The sequence below is a fragment of the Escherichia sp. E2562 genome (assembly GCF_005781075.1).
In the GTDB taxonomy this organism is placed as follows: Bacteria; Pseudomonadota; Gammaproteobacteria; order Enterobacterales; family Enterobacteriaceae; genus Escherichia.
Genome location: NZ_VATM01000029.1, coordinates 13,459 through 33,964, shown reverse-complemented (window position 1 = coordinate 33,964; position 20,506 = coordinate 13,459). Strand labels below are relative to the sequence as shown.

24 protein-coding genes and 2 pseudogenes are annotated in these 20,506 nt (G+C 50.4%); 15 read left to right on the top strand and 11 right to left on the bottom strand.

Features of this window, described 5'->3' with window-relative positions:
- The first annotated feature begins 21 nt into the window (after positions 1-21).
- Positions 22-342 (top strand): hypothetical protein, encoded by a 321-nt coding sequence (locus FEK43_RS22145; RefSeq protein WP_138158707.1) that lies wholly within the window; start codon positions 22-24, stop codon positions 340-342.
- Positions 343-409: 67 nt separating this feature from the next.
- Here the strand turns inward: FEK43_RS22145 and FEK43_RS22140 are convergent, their stop codons facing one another.
- Together FEK43_RS22140 and yafV are read right to left on the bottom strand one after the other, a co-directional pair.
- Positions 410-739, bottom strand: a complete 330-nt coding sequence (locus FEK43_RS22140) for a SymE family type I addiction module toxin (RefSeq protein ID WP_135406118.1) — start codon at positions 737-739, stop codon at positions 410-412.
- An 81-nt stretch (positions 740-820) separates the two neighbouring features.
- The gene (yafV, locus tag FEK43_RS22135; protein ID WP_135406102.1) at positions 821-1,591 is read right to left on the bottom strand and encodes a 2-oxoglutaramate amidase; all 771 of its coding nucleotides are present in this window, start codon (positions 1,589-1,591) and stop codon (positions 821-823) included.
- Positions 1,592-1,771: 180 nt separating this feature from the next.
- On the opposite strand from yafV, the gene ivy reads away from it, so the two are divergent.
- Positions 1,772-2,218, top strand: a complete 447-nt coding sequence (ivy, locus tag FEK43_RS22130; RefSeq protein ID WP_205712940.1) for an Ivy family C-type lysozyme inhibitor — start codon at positions 1,772-1,774, stop codon at positions 2,216-2,218.
- Between the two features lie 42 nt (positions 2,219-2,260).
- On the opposite strand, the gene fadE is transcribed toward ivy, so the two are convergent.
- Positions 2,261-4,705, bottom strand: coding sequence for an acyl-CoA dehydrogenase FadE (fadE, locus tag FEK43_RS22125; protein ID WP_000973094.1), 2,445 nt, complete (start codon positions 4,703-4,705; stop codon positions 2,261-2,263).
- Between the two features lie 239 nt (positions 4,706-4,944).
- Between fadE and lpcA the strand changes: the two genes are divergently transcribed.
- On the top strand, positions 4,945-5,523 hold the full coding sequence (lpcA, locus tag FEK43_RS22120; protein ID WP_016159301.1) for a D-sedoheptulose 7-phosphate isomerase: 579 nt from the start codon (positions 4,945-4,947) through the stop codon (positions 5,521-5,523).
- 104 nt (positions 5,524-5,627) lie between these two features.
- Positions 5,628-6,395, top strand: a complete 768-nt coding sequence (locus FEK43_RS22115) for a class II glutamine amidotransferase (RefSeq protein WP_096977180.1) — start codon at positions 5,628-5,630, stop codon at positions 6,393-6,395.
- Here FEK43_RS22115 and dpaA read toward each other — a convergent pair.
- The gene (dpaA, locus tag FEK43_RS22110; RefSeq protein WP_001225679.1) at positions 6,366-7,106 is read right to left on the bottom strand and encodes a peptidoglycan meso-diaminopimelic acid protein amidase; all 741 of its coding nucleotides are present in this window, start codon (positions 7,104-7,106) and stop codon (positions 6,366-6,368) included. The genes FEK43_RS22115 and dpaA overlap by 30 nt on opposite strands.
- Positions 7,107-7,417: 311 nt before the next feature.
- Here dpaA and FEK43_RS22105 point away from each other — a divergent pair, with 311 nt between their 5' ends.
- A complete protein-coding gene (locus FEK43_RS22105; RefSeq protein WP_135406103.1) occupies positions 7,418-8,167 on the top strand; it encodes a C40 family peptidase in 750 nt (249 codons plus the stop codon).
- Positions 8,168-8,223: 56 nt separating this feature from the next.
- Here FEK43_RS22105 and FEK43_RS22100 read toward each other — a convergent pair whose 3' ends face one another.
- The 3 genes and pseudogenes from FEK43_RS22100 to FEK43_RS22090 all read right to left on the bottom strand — a co-directional run.
- Positions 8,224-8,580 carry a type II toxin-antitoxin system HicB family antitoxin gene (locus FEK43_RS22100; RefSeq protein WP_130209693.1) on the bottom strand — a complete coding sequence of 119 codons (357 nt, stop codon included), beginning with the start codon at positions 8,578-8,580 and terminating at the stop codon, positions 8,224-8,226.
- On the bottom strand, positions 8,573-8,851 hold the full coding sequence (locus FEK43_RS22095; RefSeq protein ID WP_130209691.1) for a type II toxin-antitoxin system HicA family toxin: 279 nt from the start codon (positions 8,849-8,851) through the stop codon (positions 8,573-8,575). The genes FEK43_RS22100 and FEK43_RS22095 overlap by 8 nt, the downstream gene beginning before the upstream one ends.
- A gap of 104 nt (positions 8,852-8,955) precedes the next feature.
- Positions 8,956-10,668: pseudogene (locus tag FEK43_RS22090) on the bottom strand (flagellar biosynthesis protein FlhA); the annotation flags it as partial.
- Here FEK43_RS22090 and lafU point away from each other — a divergent pair.
- The 7 genes and pseudogenes from lafU to FEK43_RS22055 all read left to right on the top strand — a co-directional run.
- Positions 10,640-11,425, top strand: coding sequence for a putative lateral flagellar export/assembly protein LafU (gene lafU, locus FEK43_RS22085; protein WP_167850455.1), 786 nt, complete (start codon positions 10,640-10,642; stop codon positions 11,423-11,425). The pseudogene FEK43_RS22090 and the gene lafU sit on opposite strands and share 29 nt — an antisense overlap.
- A 70-nt stretch (positions 11,426-11,495) precedes the next feature.
- On the top strand, positions 11,496-12,551 hold the full coding sequence (gene dinB, locus FEK43_RS22080) for a DNA polymerase IV (protein WP_130209685.1): 1,056 nt from the start codon (positions 11,496-11,498) through the stop codon (positions 12,549-12,551).
- 51 nt (positions 12,552-12,602) lie between these two features.
- A complete protein-coding gene (yafN, locus tag FEK43_RS22075) occupies positions 12,603-12,896 on the top strand; it encodes a type I toxin-antitoxin system antitoxin YafN (protein ID WP_135406105.1) in 294 nt (97 codons plus the stop codon).
- Positions 12,897-12,898: 2 nt separating this feature from the next.
- Positions 12,899-13,297 (top strand): type II toxin-antitoxin system mRNA interferase toxin YafO, encoded by a 399-nt coding sequence (yafO, locus tag FEK43_RS22070; RefSeq protein WP_135406106.1) that lies wholly within the window; start codon positions 12,899-12,901, stop codon positions 13,295-13,297.
- A gap of 9 nt (positions 13,298-13,306) precedes the next feature.
- Positions 13,307-13,759: a GNAT family N-acetyltransferase gene (locus FEK43_RS22065; protein WP_135406107.1), complete on the top strand. Its 453-nt coding sequence runs from the start codon at positions 13,307-13,309 to the stop codon at positions 13,757-13,759.
- Positions 13,760-13,771: 12 nt separating this feature from the next.
- Positions 13,772-14,185 (top strand): peptide chain release factor H, encoded by a 414-nt coding sequence (gene prfH / locus FEK43_RS22060; protein ID WP_276606398.1) that lies wholly within the window; start codon positions 13,772-13,774, stop codon positions 14,183-14,185.
- Positions 14,186-14,246: 61 nt separating this feature from the next.
- Positions 14,247-14,504: pseudogene (locus FEK43_RS22055) on the top strand (metal-dependent hydrolase); the annotation flags it as partial.
- A gap of 14 nt (positions 14,505-14,518) precedes the next feature.
- Here the strand turns inward: FEK43_RS22055 and FEK43_RS22050 are convergent.
- The 3 genes from FEK43_RS22050 to pepD all read right to left on the bottom strand — a co-directional run bounded on the left by FEK43_RS22050 (position 14,519) and on the right by pepD (position 16,817).
- Positions 14,519-14,761, bottom strand: a complete 243-nt coding sequence (locus FEK43_RS22050; RefSeq protein ID WP_135406108.1) for a hypothetical protein — start codon at positions 14,759-14,761, stop codon at positions 14,519-14,521.
- Between the two features lie 35 nt (positions 14,762-14,796).
- Positions 14,797-15,189, bottom strand: a complete 393-nt coding sequence (locus FEK43_RS22045) for a hypothetical protein (protein ID WP_135406109.1) — start codon at positions 15,187-15,189, stop codon at positions 14,797-14,799.
- A 170-nt stretch (positions 15,190-15,359) separates the two neighbouring features.
- Positions 15,360-16,817 (bottom strand): cytosol nonspecific dipeptidase, encoded by a 1,458-nt coding sequence (gene pepD / locus FEK43_RS22040; protein ID WP_001293002.1) that lies wholly within the window; start codon positions 16,815-16,817, stop codon positions 15,360-15,362.
- 260 nt (positions 16,818-17,077) lie between these two features.
- Between pepD and gpt the strand changes: the two genes are divergently transcribed.
- The 3 genes from gpt to crl all read left to right on the top strand — a co-directional run bounded on the left by gpt (position 17,078) and on the right by crl (position 19,332).
- Entirely contained in the window at positions 17,078-17,536 is a 459-nt protein-coding gene (gpt, locus tag FEK43_RS22035; protein ID WP_001291990.1) for a xanthine phosphoribosyltransferase, read from the top strand.
- 92 nt (positions 17,537-17,628) lie between these two features.
- Positions 17,629-18,873, top strand: a complete 1,245-nt coding sequence (gene frsA / locus FEK43_RS22030; RefSeq protein ID WP_135406110.1) for an esterase FrsA — start codon at positions 17,629-17,631, stop codon at positions 18,871-18,873.
- A gap of 57 nt (positions 18,874-18,930) precedes the next feature.
- Positions 18,931-19,332: a sigma factor-binding protein Crl gene (gene crl, locus FEK43_RS22025; protein ID WP_130209675.1), complete on the top strand. Its 402-nt coding sequence runs from the start codon at positions 18,931-18,933 to the stop codon at positions 19,330-19,332.
- Positions 19,333-19,370: 38 nt separating this feature from the next.
- Here crl and phoE read toward each other — a convergent pair whose 3' ends face one another.
- Complete coding sequence (gene phoE / locus FEK43_RS22020; protein ID WP_062883175.1) at positions 19,371-20,426, bottom strand: phosphoporin PhoE; 1,056 nt, start codon at positions 20,424-20,426, stop codon at positions 19,371-19,373.
- Between the last annotated feature and the right edge of the window lie 80 nt (positions 20,427-20,506).

Below are 20,506 nucleotides of genomic sequence, written 5' to 3'. Positions count from 1 at the left end.
TTATTTATAAACGGAGGAGCTATGAGTGATGTTAATATAGGTGTCTCAGGTAATACATCTTCTCCTTGTGTTAGTGTAATCAGGTTAAAAGGTTATACTGTTACATTATCCATTCAGATTATGTCTGATGATGAATTTGATTGTGCTTACGAGTGGTATGCTAAGAGAGATAATCAATTTTTTCGAGCTACAAATCCAGAGGAATTATTAGGGTTGATTGTTATGTGGGAATATAAAGGAATTAATTGGCAATCAGAAGGCAATGAGTATATTGAATATAAAAATATTATTGAAAATGCTCAGGTATTCGATAAAAATGGCAAAGAAATAACCTCAATTTGAATTTTGTTTGGTCATATATGAGATAAAAAAACCGGGAAAAAATTAAATCTTCCCGGCTTTTTATTATTTAACTCTCGTTCAGCACACTAAACATCCCGTCACGCATCCCCTTAACAGCCTGTTTAACCTGATACAGTTCCTCCCGCAGCTCCTGCACCTCGTCACTGTCAGCGATGATGGTCAGGCATCCCTCCGAAATCTTCACCGTGACACCCCGTCCGGTATCAAATCCGGCCTCTTTCAGCCAGTCGCCCTTGAGGTTCAGGCTGGGGTGTCGTGAGTAGTACGTGGTCATGTAGGTTTTGCTGTTTATGTGGCGGGCTCTGACATAGCCGACTTTATAGCGGCGCTGTGTTTTGGAAATGGTGACTTCTGGCGTAATATCGTGTTCAGCCATCATTAACTACCTCAGTTAGCTGCTTGCAGGGGCTTTCATAATCTTACCCCGACTCTCCCCGGCCCTAAACACAACCCCCACTCACCACAACCTAAACTCATCCGCATCCCGCCATGCCGGAAACTTTTCTCTATATTCCCTTAACACAGCCATCGACAGCTCCGCATCAATGCGCGTTGCCTGATGCGCGTCGGCAGTAGCGATAATCTCGCCTTGTGGATTAATCACCCGACTGTCACCGCGATAATGGCAGCCGTTGCCATCGCTGCCGACGCGATTACATCCCGCCACATACGCCTGATTCTCAATCGCGCGGGCTGTCAGCAATGCCTGCCAGTGCAGAGAGCGCGGTGCAGGCCAGTTGGCAACGTAGATGGCGAGGTCGTAATCGTTGAGATTGCGCGACCACACCGGAAAACGTAAGTCGTAGCACACCAGCGGTAAAATACGCCAGCCGCGCCATTCCACCATCACTCGCGCATTGCCCGCTTTATAATGCAGATGCTCATCTGCCATTCGGAACAGATGACGCTTGTCATAAAAATGTACCTTGCCGTCAGGCTCAACCAGCAAAAATCGATTAACCGAACCAGACTCCGTTTGTAATGCAACACTGCCTGCAATCAGCGCATTGCACTGCTGCGCTTTGGCTGTCATCCAGTTCACTACGTCATCTTGTGCTAGCGACGAAGCTGCCGCTTCCATGGCAAAGCCGCTGGTAAACATCTCCGGTAGAACGATCACATCGCGCCCGGTAATACCTTCCAGTTGACGATCAAAATGGCGCAGGTTGGCAGGACCATCCATCCACACCAACGGTTGCTGCAAAAGCGTAATCTTCAAACCAGGCACGGTGTACAACTCCTTTATGCGAAGGGTTTTATAACTTTAACACCTTATCAGGCTATTACCTTACTGCGGAATAAATTGATAACAAATGCTGATATTGGAAATATCTGATTTGCAAATTATCGTGTTATCGCCAGGCTTTAGGAGGTTAATAACATGGGCAGGATAAGCTCGGGAGGAATGATGTTTAAGGCAATAACGACAGTCGCCGCTCTGGTCATCGCCACCAGTGCAATGGCGCAGGATGATTTAACTATTAGCAGCCTGGCAAAGGGCGAAACCACCAAAGCTGCGTTTAATCAGATGGTGCAAGGGCATAAGCTGCCTGCCTGGGTGGTGAAAGGCGGTACTTATACTCCCGCACAAACCGTGACATTGGGAGATGAGACGTATCAGGTGATGAGCGCGTGCAAACCGCATGACTGTGGCTCGCAACGTATCGCTGTGATGTGGTCCGAGAAATCTAATCAGATGACGGGGCTGTTCTCGACTATTGATGAGAAAACGTCGCAAGAGAAACTCACCTGGCTGAATGTGAACGATGCGCTTTCGATTGATGGTAAAACGGTGCTGTTCGCGGCGTTGACCGGCAGCCTGGAAAACCATCCGGATGGCTTTAATTTTAAATAATTAGCGGATAAAGAAACGGAGCCTTTCGGCTCCGTTATTCAATTACGCGGCTTCAACTTTCCGCACTTTCTCCGGCAACTTTACCGGCTTCGTCGCCAGCTCTTCCGGATCAAAGTCATCAACGTTAATACTACGCAGACGGCTTTCTTCAGCTTTCACCAGAATAGCGGCTTCATCTTTATCAATCAGCCCCTTCGCCAGCGCGTTGTGCGCCAGTTCATCCAGACGGGTAAACGGCAGATTTTTACCCAGCTCTTTACAGATCCGCTGATGAATCGGGTCGGCGGCAATCACATCCACCAGCGCCTCTTCCAGCAAGCCAACCGGGTTATGCTCGCTCGGCGTCAGGTACTGACCGCGCCCAATGCGGGAACGGGTGGCGTTCGGCACTTGTAAAATCTTCGCCACCTTATGATCCAGCTTGTCAGAAGGTGCCAGATAATGACGTCCGGTCGGGAAGATCACCACATTCAGCAGCCCGGCAACCACGCGGTTCGGGAAGTTTTGCAGTAAATCATCCATCGCCTGTTCAGCCTGATACAGCGCATCTTGTACGCCCCAGTGCACCAGCGGCAGGTCGGCTTCATTACGGCCTTCGTCGTCATAACGCTTCAGAACGGCAGAGGCGAGGTAGAGCTGGCTTAAAATATCACCCAGACGGGCCGAGATGCGCTCGCGACGTTTCAGGCTGCCACCCAGCACCGCCATCGAGACATCAGAAAGCAGGGCGAGGTTGGCGCTCAGGCGGTTCAGGTGTTGATAGTAGCGTTTAGTGGCATCGCCGGTTGGCGTGCTGCTGGTTAAACCGCGCGTCAGGCCCAGCCAGAAGCTGCGAACTTTGTTGCTACCGACGTGACCGATATGTTTGAACAGCAGTTTATCGAACGCGTTAACGTCATTGTTCTTCGCTGCTTCCATCTCTTCCAGCACGTACGGATGGCAACGAATCGCCCCCTGACCGAAGATCATCATGCTGCGGGTCAGAATGTTAGCCCCTTCAACGGTGATGGCAATCGGTGCGCCCTGGTAAGCACGCGCCAGGAAGTTGCTTTGCCCGAGCATAATGCCTTTACCGCCGGTAATATCCATCGCATCAATAATCGACTGCTGCCCGCGGTGGGTACAGTGATACTTAACAATGGCCGACAGTACGGCGGGTTTTTCACCGAGCATAATGCCGTAGGTAATCAGCGACGCCGCAGCGTCCATCACGTAGGCGTTTCCTGCAATACGCGCCAGCGGCTCTTCAATCCCTTCCATCTTACCAATAGAGATTTTGAACTGACGACGAATGTGCGCATACGCGCCCGTTGCCAGCGCTACTGATTTCACGCCGCCGGTTGAGTTGGAAGGCAGGGTGATGCCGCGGCCTACCGAGAGACACTCCACCAGCATCCGCCAGCCTTGCCCGGCCATTTTCGGCCCGCCGATGATGTAGTCGATCGGCACGAAGACATCTTTACCGCGCGTCGGTCCGTTCTGGAACGGTACGTTCAGCGGGAAGTGGCGACGACCAATTTCCACGCCCGGCGTGGTGGTCGGGATCAGCGCACAGGTAATACCTAAATCTTCTGCGCCACCCAGCAGTTTTTCCGGGTCGGAGAGTTTAAACGCCAGACCAAGCACGGTCGCAATCGGTGCCAGCGTAATGTAGCGTTTGTTCCAGGTCAGACGCATCCCCAGCACCTGCTGGCCCTGCCACTCGCCCATGCAGACAATCCCGGTGTCCGGAATCGCGCCCGCATCGGAACCCGCTTCCGGGCTGGTCAGTGCAAAGCAAGGGATCTCCTGACCACGCGCCAGACGCGGCAGATAGTGATTTTTCTGCTCGTCAGTGCCGTAATGTTGCAGCAGCTCGCCCGGGCCTAATGAGTTCGGCACGCCGACGGTAATCGCCAGGATCCCGCTCACGCCGGAGAGTTTTTGCAGCACGCGAGACTGGGCATAAGCTGAGAACTCCAGTCCGCCGTACTCTTTTTTGATGATCATCGCGAAGAAGCGATGCTCTTTAAGGTACGCCCACAACTCCGGCGGCAGATCAGCCAGTTCATGGGTGATCTGGAAATCATTCGCCATCCGGCAGGCTTCTTCTACCGGGCCGTCGAGAAACGCTTGCTCTTCGGCGGTCAGGCGCGGCTGTGGATAGTTGTGCAGCTTTTTCCAGTCCGGCTTGCCCTGGAACAAATCGCCCTCCCACCAGGTGGTGCCTGCGTCGATCGCTTCTTTCTCAGTGCGCGACATCGGCGGCATCACTTTACGGAAACCGCGAAATACCGGCGCGGAAATCATCGACTTACGCATAGGCGCAAAGTTAAACGGCACAAGGATAATGGCCAGAGGCACCAGTACCCACGCCGACCACAGACCAGCAACGCCGAGGGCGGCTGTCCAGGCGAGCAAAATCAGACTGCTGATAAATAAGCTCACGCGGTGATAGAACAACGCGCCGAGCAGGACAACCGTAGCGAGAATACTCAAAATCATCATAACGAAAAGCCCCTTACTTGTAGGAGGTCCGACCACTTGTGATGATATGGTTGTAGTAGATGTAAAATTATTTAGCAATGCGTTTACAATATAATTACAACGAAGCTCACATTGTTGCTGTTTTTATCCGCACTTTGGGTCAAAAAGTCCTGGTCATTCCACCGCGCTGGTCTTCTCGCTTTTGGTGGTATCCGGTACACTGCATTTTGTCTAATTCATTTATGCTGAAGGATATCCTCATGTACCAGGATCTTATTCGTAACGAACTGAACGAAGCGGCGGAAACGCTGGCTAACTTTTTAAAAGATGACGCCAATATTCACGCCATTCAGCGCGCGGCGGTCCTGTTAGCAGACAGCTTTAAAGCCGGTGGCAAGGTGCTTTCCTGTGGCAACGGCGGCTCCCATTGCGACGCCATGCACTTTGCAGAAGAGTTGACCGGTCGCTACCGTGAAAACCGTCCGGGCTATCCGGCGATTGCCATTTCAGATGTCAGCCACATCACCTGTGTTGGCAACGATTTTGGTTTCAACGATATTTTCTCCCGCTACGTTGAAGCCGTAGGACGCGAAGGCGATGTGCTGCTGGGGATCTCCACCTCCGGTAACTCAGCAAACGTGATCAAAGCGATTGCGGCGGCGCGTGAGAAGGGGATGAAAGTGATCACCCTGACCGGTAAAGACGGCGGTAAAATGGCTGGCACAGCGGATATCGAAATTCGCGTTCCGCACTTTGGTTATGCCGACCGCATTCAGGAGATCCACATTAAAGTGATCCATATCCTGATCCAGTTGATTGAAAAAGAGATGGTTAAGTAAGTCTGGCGTAGGCCGGATAAGGCGTTTACGCCGCATCCGACCTGAAAATTCTTAAATCAATCTTCGCCGGGGGCCATGCGCTCCCGCTGTTGTGGAGGTTACCGATGTGCGAATTGCTCGGGATGAGCGCCAACGTCCCTACCGATATCTGCTTTAGTTTCTCCGGGCTTGTGCAGCGTGGTGGTGGAACCGGGCCACATAAAGATGGCTGGGGCATCACCTTTTACGAAGGTAAAGGCTGTCGCACATTTAAAGATCCACAACCCAGCTTTAATTCCCCCATCGCCAAACTGGTCCAGGACTATCCGATAAAATCCTGTTCGGTTGTGGCTCATATTCGCCAGGCCAATCGGGGCGAGGTGGCACTGGAAAATACTCACCCGTTTACCCGCGAGTTATGGGGACGCAACTGGACTTATGCCCATAACGGGCAACTGACGGGCTACAAATCACTGGAAACTGGCAACTTCCGCCCAGTAGGTGAAACCGACAGCGAAAAAGCCTTCTGCTGGCTGCTGCATAAATTAACGCAGCGTTACCCGCGCACGCCGGGCAACATGGCAGCAGTGTTTAAATATATCGCCTCACTGGCGGACGAACTGCGGCAGAAGGGCGTTTTCAACATGCTGCTTTCGGATGGGCGCTATGTAATGGCGTATTGCTCGACTAATTTACACTGGATCACCCGCCGCGCGCCGTTTGGCGTGGCAACGTTGCTGGATCAGGATGTGGAAATCGACTTCAGCTCGCAGACCACACCGAATGATGTGGTCACGGTGATTGCGACACAGCCGCTGACGGGCAATGAAACCTGGCAAAAGATTATGCCAGGCGAATGGCGCTTATTTTGCCTCGGGGAGCGTGTAGTTTGATGCCAGCTGTGGTTGCACCACTTCGTGGCTCAACGGCTTGCTGACCACGTAACGACCATTGACCACAGAAACGGTCGGTGGCTTACGGGTCTGTTCAAAGTAGTCATAGCCTGGCTTCAGTTGCTCCCAGAAGTCCTTAAAGTTGGAATATTTATGGCGCTTCATATTAGCGTCGGTCATGCGGAACGGGTAAATACTCACCTGCACGCTCGGCTGACCAAATACCAGCGCGCCAGTAACGAACTGGAAGATCTCATCAATACCCTGATTGGTCATTGCGTAGCAGCCGATGGAAACACAATCGCCGTGGATCATCAGGTATTTCCCTTCATAACCATGCGCACGGTCATAGGCATTGGGGAAACCAATATTAATCGCTTTGTAGTAACGGCTGTCAGGTTTTAACTGATTACGCTGAACGCTATAAAACCCTTCCGGACTTTTAAAATCGCCCTGACGCTGTTTGGGTCCTAACCCGCCGGAATATTTACAGATTTTATAACTGTCGAGCAGTTGATATTGCTCGCCCATTTTGACGTAGAGATCGAGCGTACGTTCTTCCTTGAAGATCTGGATGTAGACAGGGGATCCCATCAACTGCTGCTTATACTCTTTGCTCACTGGCGTGGTAGAGCTACTGCTGCCCAGCAAACCGGCGAATGAAACGCACGGGATCAACAACATCGCAAGAATTAATGCGATTTTACGCATACTGCTTATTCCTTGATAAAACGGTTACACACGCCAGGACGGCAAAATAGATCCCAAATCGGAATAGTCTGGATTTGGAAGGCTCACATTATCACCAAAAGAGTTTTACGCAAGTCTGTCGGCGCTGGGTTTACAAATTTAGCATAAGTGGCGATTTTCAAAAGTCCGAAAAGCGCATGTAAAGCGGTTTATTTCTTATTTCCTAAGGTTATGAAACCTCGATAGTAATATGCAAATAAGCAATTAATAATCCCGCCTCTCCTTCCTTTCCTCTAATATTCTCATCTTCATTCAGCCGGTTTATATCCTCCATGTATTTGTTCTCTCACGACAGATTGCTGCGCCTGGGCGTGTTTTCTTTGTCCCTTTTGCTTCCTTTACTTGCCAGCGCCACCACATCACATATCTCTTTCAGCTACGCCGCCCACCAGCGGATGCAAAACCGTGCGCGTTTATTAAAACACTACCAAACCCATCTGAAAAAACAGGCGAGCTACATTGTGGAAGGCAATGCCGAAAGCAGAAGGGCGCTACGCCAGCACAACCGGGAGCAGATAAAACAGCATCCAGAATGGTTCCCAGGCCCGCTGAAGCTGAGCGACCGACGCTGGCAGTCGCTGGCGGAAAACAACCACTTTTTAAGCAGCGATCACCTGCATAACATCACCGAAGTGGCGATTCACCGCCTGGAGCAGCAGCTTGGCAAGCCTTATGTCTGGGGCGGCACGCGGCCCGATCAAGGCTTCGACTGTAGCGGGTTGGTTTTTTATGCCTACAACAAGATCCTTGAGGCGAAGCTCCCGCGCACGGCCAATGAGATGTATCACTACCATCGGGCAACGATTGTGGCGAACAACGACCTGCGCCGGGGAGATTTGCTGTTTTTCCATATCCACAGCCGCGAGATAACCGATCATATGGGCGTGTATTTGGGCGATGGGCAATTTATCGAGTCGCCACGTACCGGCGAAACCATTCGGGTAAGCCGGTTAGCCGAACCTTTCTGGCAGAACCATTTTTTGGGCGCGCGGCGGATTTTGACGGAAGAGACGATTTTGTAAATGGAGAATACTGACGATCAGGCAAAAAATCGGATGCCATATGGCATCCGACCTGTTTACATCTGGGATGAAAACTCACGTTCTAATACATCAACAATAAGCTGATTTTTTGAAATGGAATGTTGTCTGGCGACAATGGTCAGCCGTGAATCGATGTGATGAGGAACACGAAGCGTCAGGCGTTTTTGCTCTTCTTCTTCACGAAAAGGGGCAATGCCGTCCTCTTCACAATCCGCCATCCACTCATCCAGCGCACTTTCACCTTCCCGGTACAATGCCTCAATGCTTGTCGCCACAAAGTCGCAATAACCATTTACATTGAGGAATTTGCCGCGAAATGCGTTGATATCAGCTTCAAATGTTACTGCAGCCGGTTGACCTTTAATGGTGATAATGTTTGATGCTTTATTCATAATCTACCCCTACACAGTTAACAAACCACTCCTTAAGACCTGTTACTGCGCCTTTATCCATCACATTCTTTGGATGTGGCTCATGAGTACTGAATTTGGTCGTACCAATCTGAAATTTCCTTCTGGAACCATTGTTATTTTTTATTGTTCCACCCACCGCTTTAATGAGTGCAACAACATCATCCCATTTAATTCCAGATTTTGGCGGCTCCGTCATTACATCGTCGAATGTTTTTCTATGACGAGAGCCTAGCGCGCTGACCTTAATCATACTATCAATCCATGACGTCATTGTATGGTGTCATCGTAATCTGTTTGCAGTGTGACGTCAATCAATGGTGTCAGATGGTGCAAAGCATGGAAAAGAATCCCCAATCAACTCAACGCTCCCATAATCTTCAACTCCAGCTCATCCGGCACTTCGTTATACGACAGCACATGCAGCCCCGGCGCAAACAACCTTGCATAGCGCGCCAGCAAAGGACGCAACTGCGGCGGCACCAACAGTACCGGGTCTTTCCCCGCCGCTTTCATCTGCTCTTTTACCTGCGGCATCGTGCTCTGGAACTGGTTGAGCATATTCGGGTCGACCGGCACGCTGTCGAGCATCACTTTGCCGCCCTGTTGCGCCTGATTCACCACGTTGGTCAGCAGATTTTCCAGCTCATTATTCAGCGTATACACCGTCAGCTCCTGCTTGCGAACGAACGGATGAGTAATGCTGCGCCGCAGCGCCAGGCGCACATCAGCTGCCAGCAGAATATGATCTTTGGTCACTGTGCTACTGGCGACCAGCACGGTGGCGATGGTGACAATATCGCGCAGGGAAACGCCTTCGGTCAGCAGCGCCCGGTACACTTTCAGCAACTGGCTGTAATTCAGCGCCGCGCTCAAATCTTCCGCCAGGCGCGGTGCCATCGACGACAAACGGTTATGCAACTGCGTGATGTCGTCATAGTTAAACAAATCAGGAATATAGCTGCGCACAATCTTATTCACATGGGTAGCAATCACGCTGGCGCTGTCGATCACCTGATACCCCATATTCAGCGCCTTCGCTTTCTGCGTGGGCTGGATCCAGGTGACCGGCATCCCGTACGCCGGGTCGTTCCCCAGCACGCCGTCAATCTCGCCGTAGGTTTCGCTGGAGGGCAGGGCCATCAGTTTATCCGCCGGAATATCCGCTTCATCGGCCTTTATGCCGTTGATGAAAATGGCGTACTGACTGGGCTTGAGGCGGAAATTTTCCCGAATGCGGATCTCCGGCAGCAGCACGCCGTTGCCGTCGGAAATCACCTGCCGCACGCCGCGAATCCGCTGGGTGAGCGGGTTGCCCTGCGCTTTATCCACCAGCGCCACCAGTTTGTAACCGAGGCTTAAACTGATGGGCTCGATCAGCGGAATGGTTTCCCAACTGACCTGTTGCTCGCTGGTTTCGGTGATGGTGCGGGTCAGCGTTTCGAGGCTTTTCTCTTCCGCCTCCGCCGCCTGCGGGCGTTTGCTCATTCGCCAGCCGGTAAAGCCCAGCAGAGCGCTGAACAGCAAAAACGGCAGGTGCGGCATCCCCGGCACCACCGCCAGCACAAACATAATCCCGGTGGCGGTGTAGAGCACCGACGGGCTTGCCAGCAGCTGGTGGCGCACGTCATGGGCGATATCGCCGTTGTCGCTGACGCGGGTGACGATAATCGCCGCCGCGGTGGAGAGCAGCAGGGAAGGGATCTGCGCCACCAGCCCGTCGCCGATGGTCATCAGTACATACTGCTGGAAGGCGGCATCGGCGCTCAGGTTGTATTTGAAGATCCCGATGCAGACACCGCCGATCAGGTTGATCGCCAGAATCATCATCCCGGCGATGGCGTCCCCGCGCACAAACTTCGATGCCCCGTCCATTGCGCCGTAGAAATCGGCCTCGCTGGCAACATCTTTACGCCGGGTTTGCGCCTGCGCCTGGTTGATCAATCCGGCGTTAAGATCGGCGTCAATCGCCATCTGTTTGCCGGGCATCGCGTCCAGAGTAAAGCGGGCAGAAACCTCGGAAATACGCTCGGCCCCTTTGGTGACGACGATAAAGTTGATTGTCAACAGCGTCAGTAAATCCGAGCGTGAAAGCATTATCGCCGCGCTGCACGGGCAGTCGATTTTCAATGGCGGCGGGCTGTCGCCGTTAAATAAAATTAACCCGTCTTATCCGCCAAAAACTGCCACCGTGGCGGTGCCGGAAGAGACGGAGAAAAAAGTGCGCGACGTTAACGAGAAAACGGCGCTGCTGAAGAAGAAATCCGCCACTGAGCTTGGCGAGCTGGCAACCAGTATCAACACCATTGCCCGTGATGCGCATATGGAAGCGAATCTGGAGATGGAGATTGTTCCCCAGGGATTGCGCGTGCTGATTAAAGATGACCAGAACCGCAATATGTTTGAACGTGGCAGCGCGAAGATTATGCCGTTCTTTAAAACGCTGCTGGTGGAACTCGCGCCAGTGTTCGACTCGCTCGATAACAAAATTATTATTACCGGGCATACCGATGCGATGGCCTACAAAAAGAATATCTACAACAACTGGAACCTTTCGGGCGATCGCGCGCTTTCGGCTCGTCGGGTGCTGGAAGAGGCCGGAATGCCGGAAGATAAAGTGATGCAGGTGAGCGCAATGGCGGACCAGATGCTGCTGGACGCCAAAAATCCGCAAAGCGCGGGTAATCGGCGCATTGAGATTATGGTGCTGACCAAAAGTGCGTCCGATATGCTGTATCAATACTTTGGTCAGCATGGGGATAAAGTGGTGCAGCCGCTGGTGCAAAAGCTGGATAAGCAGCAGGTGCTTTCGCAGCGAACGCGTTAAATGCTGAATCTTTACGCATTTCTCAAACCCTGAAATCACTGTATACTTTACCAGTGTTGAGAGGTGAGCAATGCGTAAAATCATTCATGTGGATATGGACTGCTTTTTCGCAGCGGTGGAGATGCGCGACAATCCCGCCCTGCGCGATATCCCTATTGCTATTGGCGGCAGCCGCGAACGTCGGGGGGTGATCAGCACCGCCAATTATCCCGCGCGTAAATTCGGCGTACGCAGCGCTATGCCGACAGGGATGGCGCTCAAATTATGCCCGCATCTCACCTTGCTTCCGGGGCGCTTTGACGCCTACAAAGAAGCCTCGAATCATATCCGCGAAATTTTCTCGCGTTACACTTCGCGCATTGAACCACTGTCGCTGGATGAAGCCTATCTCGACGTCACCGATAGTGTCCATTGCCACGGTTCTGCGACCCTCATCGCCCAGGAAATCCGCCAGACGATTTTCAACGAGCTGCACCTGACGGCGTCTGCGGGCGTTGCGCCAGTTAAGTTTCTCGCCAAAATCGCCTCCGACATGAATAAACCCAACGGCCAGTTTGTGATTACTCCGGCAGAAGTTTCGGCATTTTTACAAACCTTACCGTTGGCAAAAATTCCCGGTGTTGGCAAAGTCTCGGCAGCAAAGCTGGAAGCGATGGGGCTACGAACCTGCGGTGATGTGCAAAAGTGTGATTTGGTGACGTTGCTTAAACGCTTTGGCAAATTTGGCCGCATTTTGTGGGAGCGTAGTCAGGGGATTGACGAGCGCGACGTTAACAGCGAACGGTTGCGAAAATCCGTCGGCGTGGAACGCACGATGGCGGAAGATATTCATCACTGGTCTGAATGTGAAGCGATTATCGAGCGGCTGTATCCGGAACTTGAACGCCGTCTGGCAAAGGTAAAACCTGATTTACTGATTGCTCGCCAGGGGGTGAAATTAAAGTTCGACGATTTTCAGCAAACCACTCAGGAGCACGTCTGGCCGCGGCTGAATAAAGCTGACTTAATCGCCACCGCGCGTAAAACTTGGGATGAACGCCGCGGCGGGCGCGGTGTGCGGCTGGTGGGGCTGCATGTGACGTTGCTTGACCCTCAAATGGAAAGACAACTGGTGTTGGGATTATGATGTATACTATTATGTATATTCTAGTGTGCATTATTATGAGGGGATCACTGTATGCATCGAATTCTCGCTGAAAAATCGGTCAATATCACTGAGTTACGTAAAAATCCAGCAAAATACTTTATTGATCAACCGGTTGCGGTTCTTTCTAATAATCGCCCCGCAGGATATCTCTTAAGTGCCAGCGCATTTGAAGCATTAATGGACATGCTTGCTGAACAAGAGGAGAAAAAACCAGTGAAGGCGCGCTTCCGTCCGAGTGCTGCAAGATTAGAGGAAATTACACGCCGCGCTGAAAAATATCTTAATGATATGACGGATGATGATTTCAATGACTTTAAGGAATAAGGATGCGGGTATTCAAAACAAAACTTATTCGCCTGCAACTTACTGCAGAGGAACTTGATGCGTTAACGGCGGATTTTATTTCCTATAAGCGTGACGGTGTTTTACCAGATATATTTGGTCGCGATGCACTCTACGACGACTCGTTTACCTGGCCTTTAATCAAATTTGAGCGAGTTGCTCATATTCATCTGGCAAATGAGAATAATCCATTTCCGCCACTGTTGCGCCAATTCAGCAGAACGAATGACGAAGCGCATTTGGTATATTGTCAGGGTGCGTTTGATGAGCAAGCATGGTTGCTCATTGCCATTCTGAAACCTGAACCTCATAAACTGGCTCGAGATAACAACCAAATGCATAAAATTGGAAAAATGGCAGAAGCGTTTCGCATGCGTTTTTGAATTTATATTATGAATAACATACAAATAAGAGACTATCAGCCTGGCGATTTTCAGCAACTATGCGCTATTTTCATTAGAGCGGTTACGATGACCGCCAGTCAGCATTATTCACCACAACAAATTGCCGCTTGGGCGCAGATTGACGAATCTCGCTGGAAGGAGAAACTCGCGAAATCACAAGTGCGGGTTGCCGTCATTAATGCACAACCGGTTGGTTTTATTTCCCGCATTGAACATTATATCGATATGTTATTTGTTGACCCTGAATACACCCGCCGTGGGGTTGCCAGCGCTTTGTTAAAACCTTTGATTAAGTCTGAATCCGAACTTACGGTGGACGCCAGCATAACCGCAAAACCCTTTTTTGAACGTTATGGTTTTCAGATAGTTAAGCAGCAGCGCGTTGAATGCCGGGGAGCGTGGTTTACTAATTTTTATATGCGATATAAACCGCAACATTAAATCCAGCTTGCAATGAAAATAACGCCCGCCATTCAGTGGATTTGTCCGAGTCCGTATCGGCCTCATCATGGGCGCAAAAACTGGTTTCTGGGCATTGGGCGTTTTACCGCTAATGAGCAGGAACAATCGGATGCAATCCGTTATGAGACGCTGCGTTCGTCGGGGCCGGGCGGTCAACATGTCAATAAAACCGACTCGGCGGTGCGCGCCACGCATCTGGCATCCGGTATTAGCGTGAAGGTTCAGTCAGAGCGCAGCCAGCATGCGAACAAACGGCTGGCGCGATTGCTGATTGCCTGGAAGCTGGAACAACAGCAACAGGAAAATAGCGCGGCGCTGAAATCGCAGCGGCGAATGTTCCATCACCAGATTGAACGTGGCAACCCGCGGCGAACGTTTACAGGGATGGTTTTTATCGCTGTGTAATTGAGGAATGTCTCCCGCCGTTTTCTAGATGAAAGCGGCGGGCAAAACGAAAGGAATAGTCATGTTTATCGGTCATCTTCCGGCTGGTTATTTAATAACTTGTACTTTAATGAAACGTTTGCCGCTGATTGCTCGTCATGCGCGCTGGACGATGGTTATTGGCTTAGTTGGGGACGTTGCGCCCGATTTTGCTCTTTTCTGGTGCTATCTGGTTGATAACGGGCAACGACATCATCATCTTTACCCTACACATTGGCCATTATTATGGTTTGCTCTGCTGGCGGCGACATTGGTATGGGCAGGTATCGCGAAGAATAAAAAATTCTTCTGACTTCAGGCGGCGTAACATGTTTCCTGGGGAAATTCTCCCGTGGTTAAATATGTTCTTCTGACTTTTCCCCAGGCTCTGAACATATAAAAATTCTGTTTTTCACCCTTAAGTTCTTTCACGGATTCCAGCGCGAGATTTTCTTTGGTGATTAGAAATTTCCCCCAAGAAATATGATCGCAGCTATATAAATATGCGACCTTTTCATAGGTTTCATAATGCTTTGTTATTTCAATGTAAATCGCCATGCGATTCAGCCCTTCTTTCCTGAGGTGAATGGTCGTTATTTTAATGCCTGCCGAATGAGTTTTTCGAACGTTGGATTAAAGTGATTCTGATGAGCGGTTATGAAGGGCATCAGGATAGTTCCCAGCGCAAGCATCTCTGGTGACATAAAAATGAAAATTAAGGCATCTTCAATGGCTGCCTGTTGCAGGGGAGATGATATCAAGGCTGATATCAGAGAGAAGACACCTGCAATTACAGACAATGTGCCTATTATCAGACCTAATGTGAACCATAACGACATAAACGCCAGGTTGGTATATACGACTTCAAGGACTACCCCCGAAGTAGTTTCTAGCCAGGAACCACGGAGCGTCGTTGTATGGCTTCTTCCCCAAAACCAGGTCGTATGCGAGATAGTAAATTGCCCATGACCAATCTTACCTTTCATTTCATCGTCGTCATCAATAGCGCTGGTTAGTTTCCGACGGGCTTCATCGATGGAATATGGCGTTGAACAGGAAAAGGTTTCGAGAGGTGGATACCAGATACGGTGTAATTTTTAGGGATCATTGTTCATCCTTGAACGGTCCACGCCCGTAGGCGTGGACGCTATCGTTATTACTTCGCCGGAATTTCTTTCAGCAGTTCAGTCAGCAGTGTCCAGTAATGGCCAACGCTTTCGATGTGGACTTGCTCATCCGGAGAGTGTGGACCGGTGATTGTTGGCCCGATAGAAACCATGTCCATTTCCGGATACGGTTTTTTGAACAGACCACATTCCAGGCCCGCATGGATAATCTGGATGTTCGGCGTCTTGTTGAACAGACGCTGATAGGTTTCACGTACCAGATGCATCACCGGAGAATTAGCGTCCGGCTGCCAGCCAGGATATGCGCCTTTCGCTTCGGTTTTCGCGCCTGCCAGTTTACCCAGCGAATCCAGCATGCTCACCACGTAGTCTTTACCGCTGTCGATCAGAGAACGGATCAGGCAGTGAATTTCTACGTTGTTGTCGGTCATGGTCACCACACCGACGTTCAGGGAGGTTTCAACCACGCCTTTGGCTACATCGGAGTTACGAATCACACCGTTCGGGGTGGCGTTCAGCAGACGAATAAAGGTATCGCGAGATTTCGCAATCAGGGCAGCTTTATCGTTCGCTACAGAGTCCAGCAACAAGGCCAGATTCTTCTCTTTTTCTGCCAGTTCGTTTTTCAGGATGTCCTGATAGGTATTCACCAGAGATTTCAGTGCGTCGACTTTATCAGCTGCGACAGCAATGGTCGCAAAGGCTTCACGCGGGATGGCGTTACGCAGTGTGCCGCCGTTGAAATCGATAAGACGCAGATCCAGTTCTTCTGCATGACCCGCCAGGAAGCGAACCAGCAGTTTGTTCGCGTTACCCAGGCCAACGTGGATTTCACCGCCGGAGTGACCGCCTTTCAGACCTTTTAAGGTTAACTTGAAGGTTTCAAAGCCAGCTGGAACCGCTTCACGATCTAAATGCAGGTTGGAGGTGAAGTCGATACCTCCCGCACATCCCATGTAGATTTCACCTTCTTCTTCGGAGTCGGTGTTAATCAAAATGTCAGCCTGCAACCAGTTACTTTGTAAACCGAATGCGCCGTCCATACCGGCTTCTTCGGTCATAGTAAGCAGCACTTCCAGCGGGCCGTGAACCACGTTTTCGTCAGCCAGAACCGCCAGCGCAGACGCCATACCAATGCCGTTATCTGCACCCAGCGTGGTGCCGCGCGCTTTAACCCATTCGCCATCAATATAAGGCTGGATAGGATCTTTGGTGAAGTCGTGCACGGTGTCGTTGTTTTTTTGCGGCACCATATCGAGGTGAGCCTGCAGGACAACCGGTTTACGGTTTTCCATACCTGCGGTGGCAGGTTTACGAATCAGGATATTCCCCACTTGATCGCGTTCGACGTGGAAACCTTTTTCTTTTGCCCAACCTACAATGTATTCAGCGAGTTGCTCTTCATGATAGGACGGGTGAGGAATAGAACAGATTTTTGCAAAAATATCCCACAGCGGCTGTGGAGATAATTGAGACAGTTCAGACACGTTAAGTCTCCTTGTCGATCACCCGCAAAACAGTATTGCAGGTCACAGGGTTAGCAGAAAATGTTGTCAGCACAAGTCAGGCTTGCGAGATATGTTTGAGAATACCACTTTATCTAGCGACAGGTAGTAGCAGTGCGTAAAAAGACGCGGACTTATGTGAAATACTGGTTTTTAGTGCGCCAGATCTCTATAATCTCGCGCAACCTATTTTCCCCTCGAACACTTTTTAAGCCGTAGATAAACAGGCTGGGACACTTCACATGAGCGAAAAATACATCGTCACCTGGGACATGTTGCAGATCCATGCACGTAAACTCGCAAGCCGACTGATGCCTTCTGAACAATGGAAAGGCATTATTGCCGTAAGCCGTGGCGGTCTGGTACCGGGTGCGTTACTGGCGCGTGAACTGGGTATTCGTCATGTCGATACCGTATGTATTTCCAGCTACGATCACGACAACCAGCGCGAACTGAAAGTACTGAAACGCGCAGAAGGTGACGGTGAAGGCTTTATCGTCATTGATGACCTGGTAGATACCGGTGGTACTGCGGTTGCGATTCGTGAAATGTATCCTAAAGCACACTTTGTGACTATCTTCGCGAAACCGGCTGGTCGCCCGCTGGTTGATGATTATGTGGTTGATATCCCACAAGATACCTGGATTGAGCAGCCGTGGGATATGGGCGTCGTATTCGTCCCGCCAATCTCCGGTCGCTAATCTTTTCAACGCCTGGCACTGCCGGGCGTTGTTCTTTTTAACGTCAGGCAGGTTACAATAGCTTCCAGTAAGTATTCCTGGAGGTTGCATCCATGACACAGGCTAACCTGAGCGAAACCCTGTTCAAACCCCGCTTTAAACATCCTGAAACCTCGACGCTAGTCCGCCGTTTTAACCACGGTGCGCAACCGTCGGTGCAGTCGGCCCTTGATGGCAAAAATATTCCTCATTGGTATCGCATGATTAACCGCCTGATGTGGATCTGGCGCGGTGTTGATCCGCGTGAAATCCTCGACGTTCAGGCGCGCATTGTGATGAGCGATGCTGAACGCACCGACAATGATTTATACGATACGGTGATTGGCTACCGTGGCGGCAACTGGATTTACGAGTGGGCCACCCAGGCGATGGTGTGGCAACAGAAAGCCTGTGCGGAAGAAGATCCGAAACTCAGCGGGCGTCACTGGCTGCACGCAGCTACGTTGTACAATATTGCCGCCTATCCGCACTTGAAGGGCGATGATCTGGCTGAACAGGTACAGGCGTTGTCAAATCGCGCGTATGAAGAAGCTGCGCAACGTCTGCCTGGAACAATGCGGCAAATGGAGTTTACCGTTCCGGGGGGCGCGCCCATCACTGGCTTTTTGCATATGCCAAAAGGTGATGGTCCATTCCCGACAGTATTAATGTGTGGTGGTCTGGATGCGATGCAAACCGACTATTACTCCCTTTATGAGCGCTATTTTGCACCGCGCGGCATTGCGATGCTGACTATTGATATGCCTTCAGTCGGTTTTTCCTCAAAATGGAAACTCACCCAGGATTCCAGCCTGCTGCACCAACATGTCTTAAAGGCGCTGCCTAACGTTCCATGGGTAGATCACACGCGCGTCGCAGCCTTTGGTTTTCGTTTCGGTGCTAACGTTGCTGTACGCCTGGCTTATCTCGAGGCATCACGTTTGAAAGCGGTGGCCTGTCTTGGCCCGGTGGTTCACACCTTGCTGAGTGATTTTAAGTGCCAGCAACAAGTGCCGGAAATGTATCTTGACGTTCTGGCGAGCCGACTGGGAATGCATGATGCTTCTGATGAAGCGTTGCGTGTTGAGCTGAATCGCTATTCATTAAAAGTGCAAGGATTGCTGGGACGTCGTTGCCCAACGCCAATGTTATCAGGGTACTGGAAGAACGATCCGTTCAGCCCGGAAGAGGATTCACGCTTAATCACGTCGTCATCTGCGGATAGTAAATTGTTAGATATTCCGCTTAACCCCGTGTATCGGAATTTTGACAAGGCGCTTCAGGAAATCACCAACTGGATCGAAAAGCGATTGTGTTAAAAATTTGCTAAATTTTGTCAATTTGGTAAAACAGTTGCATCACAACAGGAGATCGCAATGACGTTACCGAGTGGACACCCGAAAAGCAGATTGATCAAAAAATTTACCGCACTTGGCCCGTATATTCGTGAAGGTAAGTGCGAAGATAATCGATTCTTTTTCGATTGTCTGGCTGTATGCGTCAACGTGAAACCCGCGCCGGAAGTGCGTGAGTTCTGGGGCTGGTGGATGGAACTGGAAGCGCAGGAATCCCGTTTTACATACAGCTATCAGTTTGGTCTGTTCGATAAAGCAGGCGACTGGACGAGTGTTCCGGTAAAAGATGCCGAAGTGGTAGAGCGGCTGGAGTATACCTTGCGTGAGTTTCACGAGAAGCTGCGTGAACTGTTGGTGACGTTGAATCTGAAACTGGAACCGGCGGATGATTTTCGTGACGAGCCGGTGAAGTTAACGGCGTGAATGAAATGTGCCGGATGCATCGCATCCGGCAATATTCATTAAAACTGATACGTCATGCCAACCGCGACAATATCATCATTGTTGATATTCAGCTTATTATCGCTATCCAGCTGATTGATTTTATAATCAACAAACGCTGACATATTTTTGTTGAAATAATACGTAGCACCGACATCGATGTAATTGACCAGATCTTCATCGCCGATGCCTTCAATATCTTTCCCTTTCGATAAGACGTAACCCAGTGATGGACGCAGACCAAAGTCGAATTGATATTGTGCGACCGCTTCAAAGTTCTGCGTCTTATTGGCAAAGCCGCCAGAGATTGGCGTCATTTTGCGCGTTTCAGAATAGAAAGTTGCCAGATAAATATTATTAGCATCATATTTCAGACCTGTTGCCCATGCTTCTGCACGCTTGCCTGTGCCACGGCTTTGCAGGTTCTGCTCGTTGGTGCGATCTGAGTTGGTATAGGCCCCACTGATGGCGAAATCGCTGCCGCCGAAGTCATAGGTTAACGAGGTGCCGAAGCCATCGCCATTCTGCTTTTTCACATCGCGGTTTTCGTTTTTTCCTTGATATTGCAAGGTTAAATTCAAGCCATCGATAACGCCGAAAAAGTCGGTGTTACGATAAGTCGCCAGCCCGCTGGCGCGTTTGGTCATAAAGTTATCGGTCTGTGCGGAGGAGTCGCCACCAAATTCCGGGAACATATCGGTCCAGGCTTCCACGTCATACAACGCGCCCAGGTTACGACCATAATCGAAAGAACCCAAATCTTTATATTTCAACCCGGCAAAAGCGAGTCGCGTTTTTTGCTGTGCAGTATCACTCTCCGCTTTATTTCCGGCAAACTCTGCTTCCCAACGCCCATAACCAGTCAGTTGATCGTTAATTTGTGTTTCGCCTTTAAAACCAAAACGGATATAACTCTGGTCGCCATCTTTACTGTCATTATCACTCATATAATGCATGGCTTTAACTTTGCCATAGACATCCAGTTTATTACCGTCTTTGTTATATACTTCTGCGGCCTGTACGGATGCAGATGCCACAATACCCATCACCACTAATGCCAGAGTGCTCTTTTTCATTTTCTTTCCTGATTTTAATTTACGCGCGAATATTCAGCGGGAGAGTCCCGTTGAAAACAGGAAAGTTTTTAACCTGAGAT

Coding starts and splice junctions, on each gene's coding strand:
- ivy (WP_205712940.1), top strand. CDS start 1,772: ATGTTTAAGGCAATAACGACAGTCGCCGCTCTGGTCATCGCCACCAGT.
- FEK43_RS22065 (WP_135406107.1), top strand. CDS start 13,307: ATGAATAACATACAAATAAGAGACTATCAGCCTGGCGATTTTCAGCAA.
- gpt (WP_001291990.1), top strand. CDS start 17,078: ATGAGCGAAAAATACATCGTCACCTGGGACATGTTGCAGATCCATGCA.
- crl (WP_130209675.1), top strand. CDS start 18,931: ATGACGTTACCGAGTGGACACCCGAAAAGCAGATTGATCAAAAAATTT.
- FEK43_RS22145 (WP_138158707.1), top strand. CDS start 22: ATGAGTGATGTTAATATAGGTGTCTCAGGTAATACATCTTCTCCTTGT.
- FEK43_RS22045 (WP_135406109.1), bottom strand. CDS start 15,189: ATGAAAGGTAAGATTGGTCATGGGCAATTTACTATCTCGCATACGACC.
- phoE (WP_062883175.1), bottom strand. CDS start 20,426: ATGAAAAAGAGCACTCTGGCATTAGTGGTGATGGGTATTGTGGCATCT.
- FEK43_RS22100 (WP_130209693.1), bottom strand. CDS start 8,580: ATGAATAAAGCATCAAACATTATCACCATTAAAGGTCAACCGGCTGCA.
- FEK43_RS22095 (WP_130209691.1), bottom strand. CDS start 8,851: ATGATTAAGGTCAGCGCGCTAGGCTCTCGTCATAGAAAAACATTCGAC.
- FEK43_RS22105 (WP_135406103.1), top strand. CDS start 7,418: ATGTATTTGTTCTCTCACGACAGATTGCTGCGCCTGGGCGTGTTTTCT.
- yafO (WP_135406106.1), top strand. CDS start 12,899: ATGCGGGTATTCAAAACAAAACTTATTCGCCTGCAACTTACTGCAGAG.
- prfH (WP_276606398.1), top strand. CDS start 13,772: ATGAAAATAACGCCCGCCATTCAGTGGATTTGTCCGAGTCCGTATCGG.
- lpcA (WP_016159301.1), top strand. CDS start 4,945: ATGTACCAGGATCTTATTCGTAACGAACTGAACGAAGCGGCGGAAACG.
- dinB (WP_130209685.1), top strand. CDS start 11,496: ATGCGTAAAATCATTCATGTGGATATGGACTGCTTTTTCGCAGCGGTG.
- dpaA (WP_001225679.1), bottom strand. CDS start 7,106: ATGCGTAAAATCGCATTAATTCTTGCGATGTTGTTGATCCCGTGCGTT.
- frsA (WP_135406110.1), top strand. CDS start 17,629: ATGACACAGGCTAACCTGAGCGAAACCCTGTTCAAACCCCGCTTTAAA.
- FEK43_RS22050 (WP_135406108.1), bottom strand. CDS start 14,761: ATGGCGATTTACATTGAAATAACAAAGCATTATGAAACCTATGAAAAG.
- yafN (WP_135406105.1), top strand. CDS start 12,603: ATGCATCGAATTCTCGCTGAAAAATCGGTCAATATCACTGAGTTACGT.
- fadE (WP_000973094.1), bottom strand. CDS start 4,705: ATGATGATTTTGAGTATTCTCGCTACGGTTGTCCTGCTCGGCGCGTTG.
- FEK43_RS22115 (WP_096977180.1), top strand. CDS start 5,628: ATGTGCGAATTGCTCGGGATGAGCGCCAACGTCCCTACCGATATCTGC.
- FEK43_RS22140 (WP_135406118.1), bottom strand. CDS start 739: ATGGCTGAACACGATATTACGCCAGAAGTCACCATTTCCAAAACACAG.